The following is a 13,699-nucleotide window of genomic DNA, read 5'->3' on the forward strand; positions in this document are numbered from 1 at the left end:
ACGTCCATTGCGTGCATGCAACGCAAAGTCATAGCCTTGATTCTCGCCGTATCGTTCAAATTTAAATTATTATGCGACATTTGTTGACAAGCCTGTAACAACAAAATAAGATAGTCCTAAATCGTAATGAAAAAGAATAAAGGAAGAAAACAGGTGTGAGCCGGACTTTCTATCTACAGGGTTTCGTTGAGATCATGTAGATGGCTGTTGTACGTGCTCACTTAAAAGGGAAGTTCGGTAGATTCCGACACGGACCCGCCACTGTATACAGGCATCAGCAGGGAATTGCTGTAGCTTTCGGAATAGCCACTGGAACTGTGAAGAACCGGGAAGGCCTGAAAGATACGCCTGAAGTCAGGAGACCTGCCTGTTTTAACATCACTGTCAGACCCACGGGATGCTGGGGAGGTGGTTGGGCGTGCTGCTTACGGAATGTCTGAAACCGATCCGATCCCTTCTATGATTAGAGGTGCTTTGAGGTGAGCTTTGGCATTTTATAATGAAAGCATTTCTGACTGCTGATCAGGCGGTCGGGGATGCTTTTTTTTGCGTTAGGTATTTGTGAATGACAAGATAGAGGGGGATAAATAAGATGATAAGCAATCGTAAAAAGCGTTCATGGTCCATATGCACAGGGGTGATGCTGCTACTGGCAGTTATGGCTCTTGCGGGATGCTCCACAACTAATAAGACGGCGGACAGCTCCGACAAGGGCGAAAACACATCCGCACAACAGTCCACAACGGACAAAAAGCTGGTGATGGCGTATACGTGGAAGCCGTCAGGCGTTGACCCGCATGGCGATAATAGCTGGGATGTTATGCGTTCTGGCGCAGGCGAGACACTTGTCCGTTTGAATGAAAAGCTGGAGCCTGAGGCTTGGCTGGCCAAGGAATGGAAGCAGGATAGCCCCACAGTCTGGACGTTCAGCTTGCAGGATAAGGTCACTTTTCATAACGGAAAGAGTATGGACGCGGAAAGTGTAAAAACTTCCCTGCTGCGCTCCATTATGAAAAGCCATCTGGCGAAGGATTTGCTAGATGTAAAGTCAATTGACGTAACCGGGCCGCTGGCGTTGAAAATTACGACAAACCAGCCGAATGCGGCGCTGGTGTCCAATCTGGCTGATCCGTCGACGATTGTGCTGGATGTAGCGTCCATAAAGGATGAGCAGAGCTACCCTGCGATGACAGGTGCTTTTAAAATTAAAGCGTTCAACAAGGATCAATCCTTGGTCGTAGAGCGTTATGACGGATATTGGGGCGAGAAGGCCCGGCTGGCTGAAGCAACGATGAAGTTCATTACGGACGGCAATTCGCGCCTGCTGGCGCTGCAATCCGGCGAAGTAGATGTAGCGACCGATATTCCGGTGGATAACGCGGAGGTATTGAAAAAGAACGATAAGCTGCAAGTGCTGTCGGCTCCCTCTTTGCGCACCCATATGATCGTGTATAACATGGAGTCGTCTCTGTTCAAGGATGCCGCGAACCGCAAAGTAGTGGACAGCTTGATACCACGTGCATCCATTGTGAGTGCGATCATGAGAGGCTATGGTACGGAGGCAAGCAGCCCATTCCCGAGCATTCTCCCCTTCGGTAAGGTCGAGCGTAAAGCGCTGGACGGAACGCCCGAGCAGCTATTGACGAAGGATGGCTGGAAGAAGGATGCCCAAGGCACATGGACCAAGCAAGGCAAGCCGTTCGAAGTTACGTTGCTGACCTTTCCTCAACGTCCAGAGCTTTCGGTGATGGCTGAGGTGATTCAGAGCCAACTGCTGAAGGAGGGCATCCAGGTGAAGATTCGCAAGGTGGAAAATATCGACGAGGCACTGACCAAAAACGATTGGGATTTTGCCATGTACAGCATGCTGACTGCCCATACGGGGGAGCCGCAATATTTTATGGACATGTTTTATTCCTCTAAAAGCGAAGCCAATGTAAGCCGTTATAGTTCCAAACCGCTGGAGAACCTTCTTGGCAGCTTGAAGCTGGCGAAGGATACAGCGCAACGTAATGCTGTGACACTGCAAGCGCTGGATATCATTAATACGGATTTGCCGCAGTCGTTCATTGTTCATCCGGACAATGTATTTGGGGCGAAAAAAGGGGTGAAGGGCTTCACGCCGCATCCGATTGAGTATTACTACATTACGGCGCAATCCGATATTGCGGAATAACGGGCTGCATACCCTATGATTCGTTTTATTCTGGAACGTGTGGCGCAACTGGTCATCATTGTGTTTGTTGTATCCACGCTGACGTTTGTGCTGATGAGGCTGGCTCCCGGCGACCCTGCTACCATTCTGCTCACCGCGCATAATGTGCCTGCCTCTGAGGAGGCGTTGACGGCGCTGCGTAAGGAGCTGGGCTTGAGCGAGCCGCTGCATATTCAGTATGTGAACTGGCTGCGGGATGTGTTCACAGGGCACTGGGGCACCTCCTATGTATCCAAGGAGTCGGTGCTAACCGAACTGTGGAACAGACTGCCCGCTACTGTGGAGCTGGCTTCGGCGGGCTTTGCCGTCATGACGGTCCTGACTCTTGGAATGGGACTGGCCGCCTCAGTAAAATCCAGTGGTTGGCTCGATCGTCTGGGAAGGCTGTTTGCACTGCTGGGATCGTCCATTCCCTCTTTTTGGCTTGGCTTTCTGCTGATTTACCTGTTCTCCGTCTGTTTGGGCTGGCTCCCGTCCATGGGTCGTGAGGATTGGACTCATTTGGTACTGCCAGCGCTGACCCTTGGGGCAGGTTTGGGGGCTGTGCAAGCCCGTGTGCTGCGTGCCCAAATGCTGGAGCTGGGTGACCGGAATTTTGTGAAGGCGGCGAAGGCCCGAGGCTTTTCCCGCAAGCATATTCTGTTTTTTGAGATATTCAGGCATGCGATTTTGCCGATCATTACGCTGTTAGGCACAAATTTGTCATTTATGCTGGCGGGTAATGTCATTGTAGAGACGATTTTTTCATGGCCGGGTTTGGGCAAGTATTTTATAGATGCGATTACGCAGCGGGATTATCCGGTGATCCAGGGGTATGTCATTTTTGCTGCATTTTTAATCGTAGGTGTTCAGTGTTTGGTGGATGTGGTTCAAGCGGCTGTAGATCCGAGGTTGCGTTTGCGTTAGGGGAGGAAGTTGAAAATGAAAAACATGCGGCTGTCCTTCAAAGGGAGCTTGCTGACGGGAGGCGTAATGCTGGGCCTGATCGTATTGCTCGGGCTACTTGCTCCATGGGTTGCCCCTCATGATCCTCTCAATGTCGATCTCCTGAAGCGCTTGGAGCCGCCCAGCCGGGAATATCCTTTGGGTACAGACCATTTGGGGCGAGATGTGCTGTCGCGCCTGATTTACGGGATTCGGACCAGCGTACTGATTGCTTGTGCGATTACAGTGACCACCTTGTGTATCAGTTTGCCGATAGGCTTGCTCATTGGCTATGTACGCGGGCGTGTGGACCAGTTAGTCATGCGCGCCATTGATGGCGTGCTGGCTTTTCCCGATATCATTTTGACGGTGGCGATTGTGGGTATCTTGGGTCCGGGCTTTGTAAACATGACCTTAGCGATTATTGCGGTACGGTGGGCGGGATATGTTCGGTATATTCGCACCCTTGTTCAAAAAGCCTGTCAGGAGGACTATGTCCGATATGCCCGTTTATCCGGTAATTCACATGTGCGCGTGCTGAGACGTTATGTGTTGCCGCAGGTACTGCCACAGCTGCTTGTGTACGCGGTCTGGGACATTGGACGAGTCGTGCTTATGGTTGCCGGACTTTCCTTTCTTGGGCTGGGTGTACAGCCGCCTAAGCCGGAGTGGGGTGTGATGCTGCATGATGCGACGTCGTATTTTCAGGTGGCACCGCATGTCATGATTTTTCCGGGTTTGGCGATTATGCTGTTTGTGCTTGCGTGCCAGCTTCTCGGAGACCGTTTTTCGGAAAAGGGGGCGGCGAAATGAAGGATGGGACAGGGCATATGAAATGGGATATGGCAGGGCGCAAGCCACTGTTGCACGTGGAACATCTGGAGATATGCCGCATAGGCACAGGAACATCCGTTAGGACAGAAACTAGTGCAGAAGCAGGCGAGGGAACAGGGATAGGGGCAAGATCTTGTACACATATTGGCGCAGCAACAGGTGTGGGCGCGGGTAGAAAACCGGGCGCGAATGGGAAAATAATGCCGATAAGCGGTAATCAACCGCTGCTCCGAAATGTCAGCTTTTCCGTATATCCGGGGGAAATTGTGGCTCTAACCGGGCCGAGCGGATGCGGCAAGAGTCTGATCGCGCATGCGATCGCGGGCATGCTGGAGCCGGGAATCGGCGTTACGCAGGGGCATATACACTACAACGGGGAGGATATCGTCCCGTTCGATGAACGGCGCTGGCAAAGGCTGCGTCGCGAGGACATTGCCCTGCTCATTCAACAATCGCTGAGCGGGTTGAATCCAATCCGTACCGTCCGCACACAACTGACGGACACGCTCAGACTGCACGGGCGGCGCTGGATGCCACCCGACCAGAAGGGGCATGCGGATGCCGCTCCCTCCCTTGCTGCACCGCAGCAAGCCCCCCTCAGGGCTTGTTGCCCCAGGTGCGGCAAATGCTGAGCTGGATTGCACAGATGGCCAGAGGCCGCGTTACTCAAGCGCAGGAGGCTTATCTGTGCTCTTTATTGAGGAAGGTCGGGTTTGCAGACCCCGAGCATATTTTGTCCTCATACCCTTTTGAATTAAGCGGAGGGATGTGTCAAAGGGTACTGCTGGCTGCGATGCTAAGCTCCGGTCCGCGCCTTTTTATTGCCGACGAGCCTACCACGGCGCTGGATGTTATCAACCGGGATAAGGTTCTGGCATTGTTTCAACAGTTGAGAGAGGACTTCGATCTCACCATTTTGCTAATTTCTCATGATCGTCAGGGTGTGAGCCGTGTGGCGGATCGTGTGCTGGAGATGAGCCCGGAAGGAAGGATACGCGAATGATACTGGAATTAAAGCAAGTGACCAAAGCCTATCCTGTCCGCAAACGGAGAAAGGGCTGGTCCAAAACGCAGGATACCGAACAGGCTGTGAAGCAGGTGAGTCTGGAACTGCAACGTGGAGAGTGTCTGGGATTGGTCGGTGAAAGCGGAAGCGGCAAGAGTACGCTGGCAAAATGTATTCTGAGACTGGAACCGCTGACTTCGGGTGAGATTTGGCTGGATGACCAGCCGATTCACATCGGGAGGATAAAGGATATCCATCTGTACAAACGAATCCAGCTGGTCGCGCAGGACTCGTCTTCCTCGCTGCATCCCCGCATGACGATCCGAGATATTTTGGAGGAGCCGATCTGCAACTATTTTCCTGAACGAAAAGCGCAAGCACTGAATATTTGCCTATCCTTGCTGGAATCGGTGGGGCTGACTGCGGACTGTCTGGAGAAATACCCATCGCAGCTAAGCGGCGGGCAAAAGCAGCGGGTGTGTATTGCCAGAGCACTGGCAGTGGAACCGGATATCATCTTGTTCGACGAATCGGTCGCCAATCTGGATACGACAACGCAATCTTCTGTGCTGGACATGCTCAAGAGAGCGCAGGTGGAGCGCCAGCTATCCTATCTTTTTATCACCCATGATCTTCAATCCACGCGTCAGTTTTGTGATCGGATTGCCGTCATGGTTCAAGGGGAGATCGTGGAAGTACTCAAGGAATGGGATGAAGACTTGTTACAGCATGAGTACACGCGTACTCTGTTTCAGACGTTGGCGGAATGATCCATGTCTTTCATATTCTACAAATTTAAAATAAATATAGGCTTCCTTTGCCGAATATTGTTGACAAAATAGGATGTGATACCTATTCTAAATATGATTATGATAATCATTATCACGTACATAGAAAAGGGGAATTACATTGATGTCCGTTCGACACCGCAAGACTGCCACCCTTATGTTGGTGGCACTCCTCTTATTATCCGTTATTTTGGGCTGCGCGAAGCAGGAGAACACACCTGCATCCACCTCAACTGGCGGAGCTGCCAATGAAAAGTCGATCACGCTATCGTGGCCGCGCGACATTGGTACCATGAACCCTCACGTATACAATCCTTCCCAACTTTTTGCACAATCCATGATTTATGAGCCGTTGGTCAGCTACAAGCAAGGAGGCAAGCTGGAGCCTGCTTTGGCTGAATCCTGGACCATTTCCAAGGACGGCAAAATATATACGTTCAAGCTGCGCCAAGGCGTGAATTTTTCAGATGGAACGCTATTTAATGCGGCTATTGTCAAAAAGAACTTTGACGCTATCATGAAAAATGAGAAAACGCACAGTTGGCTTGGGGTGGTTGGTGTTCTCGACAAAACCGAAGCTGTAGATGACAGCACCTTCCGCATGACGCTCAAAGAGCCATACTATCCGTTGCTTCAGGACTTGTCTGTCGTTCGCCCGTTCCGTTTTCTGGGTGAAGCCGGGTTCCCGGATGATGGAGATACGTCCAAAGGCATCAAGAAACCTGTAGGTACAGGGCCTTGGATGCTGGATGAATACAAGCAAGATGAATATGCAACCTTTAAGCGTAATCCGAATTATTGGGGTACTGCACCGAAGGTAGATAAAATTATCGTAAAAATCATTCCCGATGGCGAAACACGTGTAATGGCCTTTGAGAAAGGCGATCTGGATCTGATTTACGGTGAGGGCGTCATCAGTCTGGATGCTTTCAAGCAGCTTCGCGATACAGATCAGTATGTCAGCAAGCTGTCCGATCCTGTCGGTACAAGAAGCCTGTTGCTCAACTCTTCCAATCCCAAGCTGGCAGACCTTCGGGTACGTCTGGCGCTCCAGCATGGCTTTAACAAGCAGGCGATGGTGGAAGGTGTGACCTCGGGGCTGGAGGAAAAAGCGGATACTGTTTTATCCAAAAACTATCCGTATACAAATGTGGACTTACAGCCTGTTGACTATGATGTGGAAAAATCCAAAGCGTTGCTGGATGAGGCTGGCTGGAAGCTGCCCGCAGACGGTACAGTACGGGAGAAGAACGGACAACAGCTGGATTTTGAGCTGATTTTTGATAAGACCGATCCAGTCCAAAAGGCGATGGCCGAAACCATTCAGGCGGAATGGGGAGAACTGGGCGTCAAGGTGAAACTGACCGGGCTGGAGCTGACAGTTCAAATCAAGCGCCTTAGATCCAACCAGTTTGATCTGTACTTCTGGTATAACTATGGTGCGCCTTATGATCCGCATTCCTTTATTAATGTCATTGCCAAGAAGAGCTTCGGGATTTCCGAGGTACTGAGCGCTCTTCCGATGAAGAAGGATCTGGATCAGCAAGTACACGAAGCACTCTCATCGACAGACGAAACCAAGCGTCAAGAGCTGTATGCTTCGATTCTGAAAACCCTTCAGGAGCAATCTGCCATTGTGCCTATTTCGTATATTAAGAAAACCGCAGTATATCAGAAAAAGATTACAAACTTTGTATTCCCGGCCAATCGGGATGAAAATCCGTTTGAGGGAATTGAAATCGGGAAGTAGTTGAAACCGAAGGGTAACGGTAGTTTACAAGATAGGAGGACAACTCATGATCAGCTATATCGGGAAGCGAATGGTAGCGGTCATTCCTATTGTTCTCTTTGCCACCCTCGTTACCTTTGCACTCATTCATATTTCACCGGTTGATCCGGCCGAGGCCTATTTGACGGCTGCTCATATTTATCCTACTCCGGAAATTCTGGAGCAGAAAAGACATGAATTCGGGCTGGATCAACCTTTGCTGACGCAGTATATGCATACACTTCAAAGAATCAGTCGACTGGACTTTGGTACTTCATATCTGACAAACAAGCCGGTGTGGGATGAGGTTAAGGTTCGGCTGCCCGCCACTCTTGAATTGGCTCTGAGCAGTATGGTGCTATCTATCGTGGTGAGTATCCCGCTGGGCGTGCTGGCGGCGATGCGTAAAAATGGCTGGATCGACATGCTCAGTCGAGGGATTTCATATTTTGGAGCGTCTATTCCCCAATTCTGGCTGGGATATCTGTTGATCTTCTTTTTCTCCGTTCGGCTGGATTGGCTGCCTGTAGAGGGGCGGGGGACATGGCAGCATCTGGTGTTGCCTACGTTGACCCTGTCGCTGGTTCTGATTGCTCTATATACGCGCCTGCTGCGCTCCAGTGTATTGGAGCAGCTTCAGGAAACATATGTCCAGTATGCGAGAACCAGAGGAATTCGTGAGCGGGTGATTATGCTCAAGCATGTGCTCAAAATTGCCATTGCCCCGCTGATTACGGGTATGGGCATGAATCTGGGCAAGCTGCTGACCGGAACGATTATTGTCGAGCAGGTATTTTCATGGCCCGGGTTTGGCCGTTACTTTGTGGAAGCGATATTTAACCGGGATATTCCCGTCATACAATGCTATGTGTTTTTGGCGGCATGCCTGTTCATCGTATGCAATTTGCTCGTTGATCTGGTGCATTTGTATATGGACCCCCGAATTTCATCGAAGGGACGAGCAGAGCAGTGATGATAAGGTTGCGTACAATGTTCAAGGGTCAAAAGGTGATCGTGGTCTGCTCTATAGTGCTAATGGTTCTTTTTATCATTATGGCGCTGGCCCCGTGGCTGGCTCCCCATGATCCGGTTAAAGTCAATTTACTGCACAAGCTGGAAGGACCTTCAAAAGAATATTGGCTGGGAACCGATCATTTGGGTCGGTGTAATCTGTCCCGGCTGCTGTATGGAGCACGGATTTCGCTTGGCTTTGCGACATTAATTTTCCTGTCTTCGCTTAGCATTGGTGTCGTGATTGGATCGGTTGCAGGTTATTTGGGCGGCTGGGTCGATAGTGTGCTGATGCGGTTTTGCGAAGGAATTATGGCGTTTCCGAATCTGGTGCTGGTGCTGGGGATTGTTGGTATTTTTGGGCCGGGCCTCATGCAGGTGCTGCTTGCCTTGATGATGGTGCAGTGGGTGTATTATGCCAGAATGTGCCGCAACATGGTCGTCAGTCTGAAAGAACGGAATTTTATAGCTGCTGCAATGATTAGCGGGTCCTCCTCAGGGGCCATTATCCGGCGGCATATCATTCCGAATGTGCTGCGGCCGATTGTGGTCATTGGTACGCTGGAGATGGGCTGGGCGATCATGGATATTTCCGCGTTGTCATTCCTCGGTCTGGGCATCCAACCGCCGACTCCTGAATGGGGAGCGATGATTCATGAGGGAACGGGATACATCCGCAGTCATCCGGAATTAATGATCTATCCGGGCGTCATGATTCTGGTGGTGGTGATGGCCTTCAATCTATTGGGAGAAGCGCTGTCCGACCGATACGGAATTGCCAAACGTCAGTAAAACAGGAGTGAGAACAACGATGGATGACGGGGCGAAGTCGAAGGTGCTGGAGGTCAGCCGCTTGCAGGTGAAGCTCAAAACCGATGCAGGGACGGTATCTCTGCTGGAGCCGATCCATTTTGAGTTGAAAAAGGGACAGGTTCTGGGTCTTGTCGGCGAGAGTGGAAGCGGCAAAACGGTGACCTGTAACGCGCTGCTCCAGTTGCTGGATCGCCAGACGATGGACGTGGAAGGCAGTGTCCGCCTGAACGGGCGCGAGCTGAACGGCATGGCAGCCGAGGAGATGCGGCGTATTCGCGGCAAGGAAATCGCGTTTATTATGCAAAATCCGATGAGCGCTTTTACGCCAGTGTATACGATCGGAGCTCAGTTTATGGAAACGATCCGTACGCACACCGGATTAACCAAACGACAGGCCCGTGATCTTGCCATAACGGCTTTGGAAAACATGAATCTGCCTGATCCGACCAAGCTGATGAAGCGTTATTCGTTTCAGTTGAGCGGGGGAATGCTGCAACGGGTCATGATCGCCATTTCCATGTGTCTGCGGCCAGCAGTGGTTATTGCGGATGAACCGACGACGGCGCTCGATGTGGTCAATCAGCTACAGGTGCTTAGAGAGTTGGATCGCTTGCGTACGGAATACGACACTTCCATTTTGCTGATTTCGCATGATCTGGGCGTCATTTCCCAAATGGCGGATGAAGTGGCCGTCATGCAGCGGGGACGTATCGTTGAGCAGGCGGAGGTTCATCAGTTGTTCGACCACCCGCAGCATGAATATACGAAAATGCTGCTGCATGCCAGACCCAAGTTGTCCCTTCAGGGCATAAATCAGGCAGGCGGTTAGTCGCCTGTTGGACGGTTACACTTTCAAAAGGGGAGCGAATGCGCATGCTACAAGTGAAGGAAGTAACTCATAGCTATGGAAGGCGCAAATGGCTGGGGCGCTCCGAACCACGCCCCCCTGTGCTGGCTGACGTGTCGCTTACCATAGAGAGCGGATTTTGCCTGGGGTTGCTTGGAACCAGCGGAGCGGGGAAAAGCACGCTGGGCAAAGTCATTCTGGGGCTGGAGAAGCCGCAGGAGGGTCAGGTGCTGTTCCAGGGGCAGGACATTTATAATGGAAGCCAACAAGTTCGCAGGGGACTGCGACGGGATATGCAGGTCGTATTTCAGGACTGCTATTCGGCCGTAAATCCCCGGATGACCGCCGGGCAGATTATCGGAGAGCCTCTGGACAATTACGAACGGTTATCGGTGCAGGAGCAAAAGAGAACGGTCGAAAACCTGCTGGAACGGGTCGGTCTCAAGCCGGAGGATCGGAATAAATATCCGCATCAATTCAGCGGCGGACAATTACAGCGGATCAACATTGCACGGGCGATTGCGCTCAAACCGAAGCTCATCGTTCTGGATGAGTCCGTCAGCAGCCTGGATATGGTTCACCAGATGCACATTTTATCCCTGCTGGGAGAGCTGAAATCTTCGTTTGGATTGTCGTATCTGTTCATCACGCATGATATTCGGGCGGCTTATGCTGTTTGTGATGGGATTGCTGTGATGGAGCAGGGAAGATTGATCGAGCGCTGTGACGAGAAGGACCGGATTTTTGAATCCACTCATCCGGCTGTGCAACGGCTGATCTCGTCCATTTTGCCTGAACATCCAGCAGACCGTCTTCCGCTTCATGGATGACAGCGGACCCGCAAGGGTCCTTTTTTGTGTGCAACATATGGATAAGTAATTGAAATTAAATTTAGCTGTTGTATTATTTGAATAACCCGTTATAATATAAAATCATACTAAATTACTTGGATTAAGAAGGGATATCACATATGAAGAAATCTGCTTTTGTTGCAGCGATTGGCCTATCTCTCGTGTTATTGACCGGAGCCTTGAGCGGGTGCTCCTCAAAGGAAGTGGCGTCTGGGGATAAGGTGATCTATGTTGGCACACAAAATGACTACCCGCCGTTCGCTTTTACGAATGATAAAAATGAGCTGACCGGGTACGATGTGGAAGTGGTCAAGGAGATTGACAAGAAGCTGGACGGCTATAAGTTTGAGTTTGTGCCTTCCGGCTGGGACGGAATTTTCCTGGCGCTGGAATCGAACAAAATTCAGGTCGTAGCGGATGAAGTCGCCAAAAATCCTGAGCGTGAGCAAAAGTATTTGTTTTCGGATGAATCTTATTTCCAGGCTCAATCTGTCATTGTTGTGAAAAAAGGCAGAACGGATATCCACTCTCTCAAGGATTTGGAAGGCAAGAAGGTAGCTGCTTCCGTAGGGGATTCCTACACTCAATTACTGGAGCAGTATAATGCGAAGAACGGCAACAAAATTATTCTGAAATACAATGACACGGGCACTTCATCTGACAACCTTCAGGACGTGCAAAATGGCCGGGTGGATGCTTATGTGAATGATCCGGTTATGGCGGCAGCAACGATCAAGAAGGAAGACTTGCAGGTGGAAGCTGTGGGCGAGCCGGTGCAAAGCGATAACATCAACCTGGTGTTCAAAAAGGATAAGCAGGGCGAAGAGCTGAAAGCCAAAATCGACCCGATCATTAAGGAACTAAAAGCGGACGGAACGCTGAAAAAGCTGTCTGAACAATGGACAGGCGGGGAATATATCCCGCAGTAACAACAATGCAAAGGGTAAAGTGGGGTTCATATGGAAAAGCTGTTTGACCTTGATTATATGCTGAAAAGCCTTCCCCGGATCGTGGAGTATCTCCCCGTTACGCTATGGATTGCATTTTTGTCCATGCTGCTGGGTTCGATCATCGGGTTGGGGACGGCGTTAATTCGGATATACAAGGTGCCTGTATTGGCGCAATTGTCTACGTTGTATGTCTCGTACATTCGGGGAACGCCGCTCATCGTGCAGTTATTTCTCGTATATTATGGTATACCCAAGTTTTTATATTATTTTCAGAGCGAATATGGTTTCTTACAGCAATTAAATATCTACGTGATTCCACCCGAGGTTTTCGCATTGTTGTCATTTTCACTAAATCTCGGGGGTTATCTGTCGGAGACGTTCCGAGCGGCGATTAATTCGGTGGATCGGGGGCAATTTGAGGCTGCCAATTCCATCGGTATGAGCCAAACACAGATTATGCTTAAAATTGTGCTGCCGCAGGCGTTGACGGTGGCTTTGCCCAATTTGGGGAACACGCTGATCAGTACGGTGAAGGATACGTCTTTTATCTTTATGATTGGTGTTGTTGATATGATGGGACAGGCCAAAATTATGGGCGCGCGGGCGCTGGCCTTTTTTGAAGTATACGTTGCGGTGTCCCTGATCTACTGGCTGGTGTGCATCATTATTGAGCGCGGGCTTGTCGTGCTGGAGAAGCGTATTCGAATTTACGAAAGAAGTGAGTAAGAGCATGATTCAACTTCATCAAATTCATAAGCATTTTGGACAGCATCATGTGTTGAAGGGAATAGACCTGACCGTAGGCAAGGGAGAAGTCGTGGTTATTCTGGGGCCAAGCGGATCGGGCAAGTCCACATTGCTGCGCAGCATCAATTTCTTGGAGCAACCGACCAGCGGTATCATTGAGATCGACGGTGTGAAGGTGGATGCAGCCAAGGCGGGGAAAAAGGACATTCTCGGACTGCGTACGGCAACGGCGATGGTATTCCAACAATATCAATTGTTCAAAAACCTGACTGCCCTCCACAATGTCATGATCGGCCTGACCAGTGTCAAAAAGCTGGACCGCAAGCAGGCGAGGGAGATCAGTGAAGGCATTCTGGAAAAGGTCGGTTTGAAGGATCGCATGACCTACTACCCTGCCCAGCTTTCGGGTGGACAGCAGCAGCGTGTGGCAATTGCCCGCGCCTTGGCGCTGAATCCGCAAGTGCTGCTGTTCGACGAACCGACGTCCTCACTTGACCCCGAGCTGGTGGATGAAGTGCTGTCGGTCATTCAAAAGGTAGCGAGTGAAGGCAATACGATGATTATCGTCACGCATGAGCTTGGCTTTGCGAGGGATGTCGCGGATCGGGTCGTGCTGATGGAGCATGGTGTGATCGTGGAGCAAGGCCCGGTGGAGCAGTTTTTCACCAATCCGAAGGAAGAACGGACACGGCAGTTCCTGGGCAAAGCGTTGGTACAGAGAGCACCACAGGAGCAACCCGTATCTCTGTAAGAGTGCTCCCCCATAGCAAAAGCACGGCAGGCAAGTCGCAGGAAGAAAGTAAAACCTGCGCTTGCCTGCCGTGCTTTTATTCATTTTAGATGGCAAAGGTAAGGCTAGAGGTTGATTCCACGTGGAACAATTCTTTTCTTTACCATTGCAAAGTAGCTTATCACACTTATTCATGATAAATTCTAAGAACAATA

General features: G+C 50.6%; 14 protein-coding genes and 1 riboswitch. All 14 genes read left to right on the forward strand.

Annotation, left to right across the window (positions count from 1 at the left end; genetic code table 11):
* The first annotated feature begins 181 nt into the window (after positions 1 to 181).
* Positions 182 to 385: riboswitch (cobalamin riboswitch) on the forward strand.
* 207 nt (positions 386 to 592) lie between these two features.
* The 14 genes from ASL14_RS13045 to ASL14_RS13105 all read left to right on the forward strand — a co-directional run bounded on the left by ASL14_RS13045 (position 593) and on the right by ASL14_RS13105 (position 13,505).
* A complete protein-coding gene (locus ASL14_RS13045) occupies positions 593 to 2,176 on the forward strand; it encodes an ABC transporter substrate-binding protein (RefSeq protein WP_134911890.1) in 1,584 nt (527 codons plus the stop codon).
* Between the two features lie 15 nt (positions 2,177 to 2,191).
* A complete protein-coding gene (gene nikB / locus ASL14_RS13050; RefSeq protein ID WP_134911891.1) occupies positions 2,192 to 3,121 on the forward strand; it encodes a nickel ABC transporter permease in 930 nt (309 codons plus the stop codon).
* 15 nt (positions 3,122 to 3,136) lie between these two features.
* Positions 3,137 to 3,952, forward strand: a complete 816-nt coding sequence (nikC, locus tag ASL14_RS13055) for a nickel transporter permease (protein WP_134911892.1) — start codon at positions 3,137 to 3,139, stop codon at positions 3,950 to 3,952.
* Entirely contained in the window at positions 3,949 to 4,605 is a 657-nt protein-coding gene (locus ASL14_RS28980; protein WP_223263970.1) for an ATP-binding cassette domain-containing protein, read from the forward strand. The genes nikC (ASL14_RS13055) and ASL14_RS28980 overlap by 4 nt, the downstream gene beginning before the upstream one ends.
* Positions 4,599 to 4,976: an ATP-binding cassette domain-containing protein gene (locus ASL14_RS28985; RefSeq protein ID WP_223263971.1), complete on the forward strand. Its 378-nt coding sequence runs from the start codon at positions 4,599 to 4,601 to the stop codon at positions 4,974 to 4,976. The genes ASL14_RS28980 and ASL14_RS28985 overlap by 7 nt, the downstream gene beginning before the upstream one ends.
* Positions 4,973 to 5,749, forward strand: a complete 777-nt coding sequence (locus ASL14_RS13065; RefSeq protein ID WP_134911893.1) for an ABC transporter ATP-binding protein — start codon at positions 4,973 to 4,975, stop codon at positions 5,747 to 5,749. The genes ASL14_RS28985 and ASL14_RS13065 overlap by 4 nt, the downstream gene beginning before the upstream one ends.
* Before the next feature lie 142 nt (positions 5,750 to 5,891).
* On the forward strand, positions 5,892 to 7,517 hold the full coding sequence (gene nikA / locus ASL14_RS13070) for a nickel ABC transporter substrate-binding protein (RefSeq protein ID WP_134911894.1): 1,626 nt from the start codon (positions 5,892 to 5,894) through the stop codon (positions 7,515 to 7,517).
* A gap of 46 nt (positions 7,518 to 7,563) precedes the next feature.
* Positions 7,564 to 8,508: a nickel ABC transporter permease subunit NikB gene (gene nikB / locus ASL14_RS13075; protein WP_134911895.1), complete on the forward strand. Its 945-nt coding sequence runs from the start codon at positions 7,564 to 7,566 to the stop codon at positions 8,506 to 8,508.
* On the forward strand, positions 8,508 to 9,338 hold the full coding sequence (gene nikC, locus ASL14_RS13080) for a nickel ABC transporter permease subunit NikC (RefSeq protein WP_134914537.1): 831 nt from the start codon (positions 8,508 to 8,510) through the stop codon (positions 9,336 to 9,338). Before nikB (ASL14_RS13075) ends, nikC (ASL14_RS13080) begins: the two co-directional genes overlap by 1 nt.
* A 19-nt stretch (positions 9,339 to 9,357) precedes the next feature.
* Positions 9,358 to 10,188, forward strand: a complete 831-nt coding sequence (gene nikD, locus ASL14_RS13085; protein WP_134911896.1) for a nickel import ATP-binding protein NikD — start codon at positions 9,358 to 9,360, stop codon at positions 10,186 to 10,188.
* Between the two features lie 38 nt (positions 10,189 to 10,226).
* Positions 10,227 to 11,036, forward strand: coding sequence for a nickel import ATP-binding protein NikE (gene nikE, locus ASL14_RS13090; RefSeq protein ID WP_134911897.1), 810 nt, complete (start codon positions 10,227 to 10,229; stop codon positions 11,034 to 11,036).
* Between the two features lie 140 nt (positions 11,037 to 11,176).
* Entirely contained in the window at positions 11,177 to 11,986 is an 810-nt protein-coding gene (locus ASL14_RS13095; RefSeq protein WP_134911898.1) for a transporter substrate-binding domain-containing protein, read from the forward strand.
* Between the two features lie 30 nt (positions 11,987 to 12,016).
* Complete coding sequence (locus tag ASL14_RS13100) at positions 12,017 to 12,733, forward strand: amino acid ABC transporter permease (protein ID WP_134911899.1); 717 nt, start codon at positions 12,017 to 12,019, stop codon at positions 12,731 to 12,733.
* A 4-nt stretch (positions 12,734 to 12,737) separates the two neighbouring features.
* Positions 12,738 to 13,505: an amino acid ABC transporter ATP-binding protein gene (locus tag ASL14_RS13105; RefSeq protein WP_134911900.1), complete on the forward strand. Its 768-nt coding sequence runs from the start codon at positions 12,738 to 12,740 to the stop codon at positions 13,503 to 13,505.
* The last annotated feature ends 194 nt before the right edge of the window (positions 13,506 to 13,699 follow it).

Source organism: Paenibacillus sp. IHB B 3084, from assembly GCF_001447315.1.
In the GTDB taxonomy this organism is placed as follows: domain Bacteria; phylum Bacillota; class Bacilli; order Paenibacillales; family Paenibacillaceae; genus Paenibacillus.

Coding starts and splice junctions, on each gene's coding strand:
- ASL14_RS13045 (WP_134911890.1), top strand. CDS start 593: ATGATAAGCAATCGTAAAAAGCGTTCATGGTCCATATGCACAGGGGTG.
- nikB (WP_134911891.1), top strand. CDS start 2,192: ATGATTCGTTTTATTCTGGAACGTGTGGCGCAACTGGTCATCATTGTG.
- nikC (WP_134911892.1), top strand. CDS start 3,137: ATGAAAAACATGCGGCTGTCCTTCAAAGGGAGCTTGCTGACGGGAGGC.
- ASL14_RS28980 (WP_223263970.1), top strand. CDS start 3,949: ATGAAGGATGGGACAGGGCATATGAAATGGGATATGGCAGGGCGCAAG.
- ASL14_RS28985 (WP_223263971.1), top strand. CDS start 4,599: ATGCTGAGCTGGATTGCACAGATGGCCAGAGGCCGCGTTACTCAAGCG.
- ASL14_RS13065 (WP_134911893.1), top strand. CDS start 4,973: ATGATACTGGAATTAAAGCAAGTGACCAAAGCCTATCCTGTCCGCAAA.
- nikA (WP_134911894.1), top strand. CDS start 5,892: ATGTCCGTTCGACACCGCAAGACTGCCACCCTTATGTTGGTGGCACTC.
- nikB (WP_134911895.1), top strand. CDS start 7,564: ATGATCAGCTATATCGGGAAGCGAATGGTAGCGGTCATTCCTATTGTT.
- nikC (WP_134914537.1), top strand. CDS start 8,508: ATGATAAGGTTGCGTACAATGTTCAAGGGTCAAAAGGTGATCGTGGTC.
- nikD (WP_134911896.1), top strand. CDS start 9,358: ATGGATGACGGGGCGAAGTCGAAGGTGCTGGAGGTCAGCCGCTTGCAG.
- nikE (WP_134911897.1), top strand. CDS start 10,227: ATGCGCATGCTACAAGTGAAGGAAGTAACTCATAGCTATGGAAGGCGC.
- ASL14_RS13095 (WP_134911898.1), top strand. CDS start 11,177: ATGAAGAAATCTGCTTTTGTTGCAGCGATTGGCCTATCTCTCGTGTTA.
- ASL14_RS13100 (WP_134911899.1), top strand. CDS start 12,017: ATGGAAAAGCTGTTTGACCTTGATTATATGCTGAAAAGCCTTCCCCGG.
- ASL14_RS13105 (WP_134911900.1), top strand. CDS start 12,738: ATGATTCAACTTCATCAAATTCATAAGCATTTTGGACAGCATCATGTG.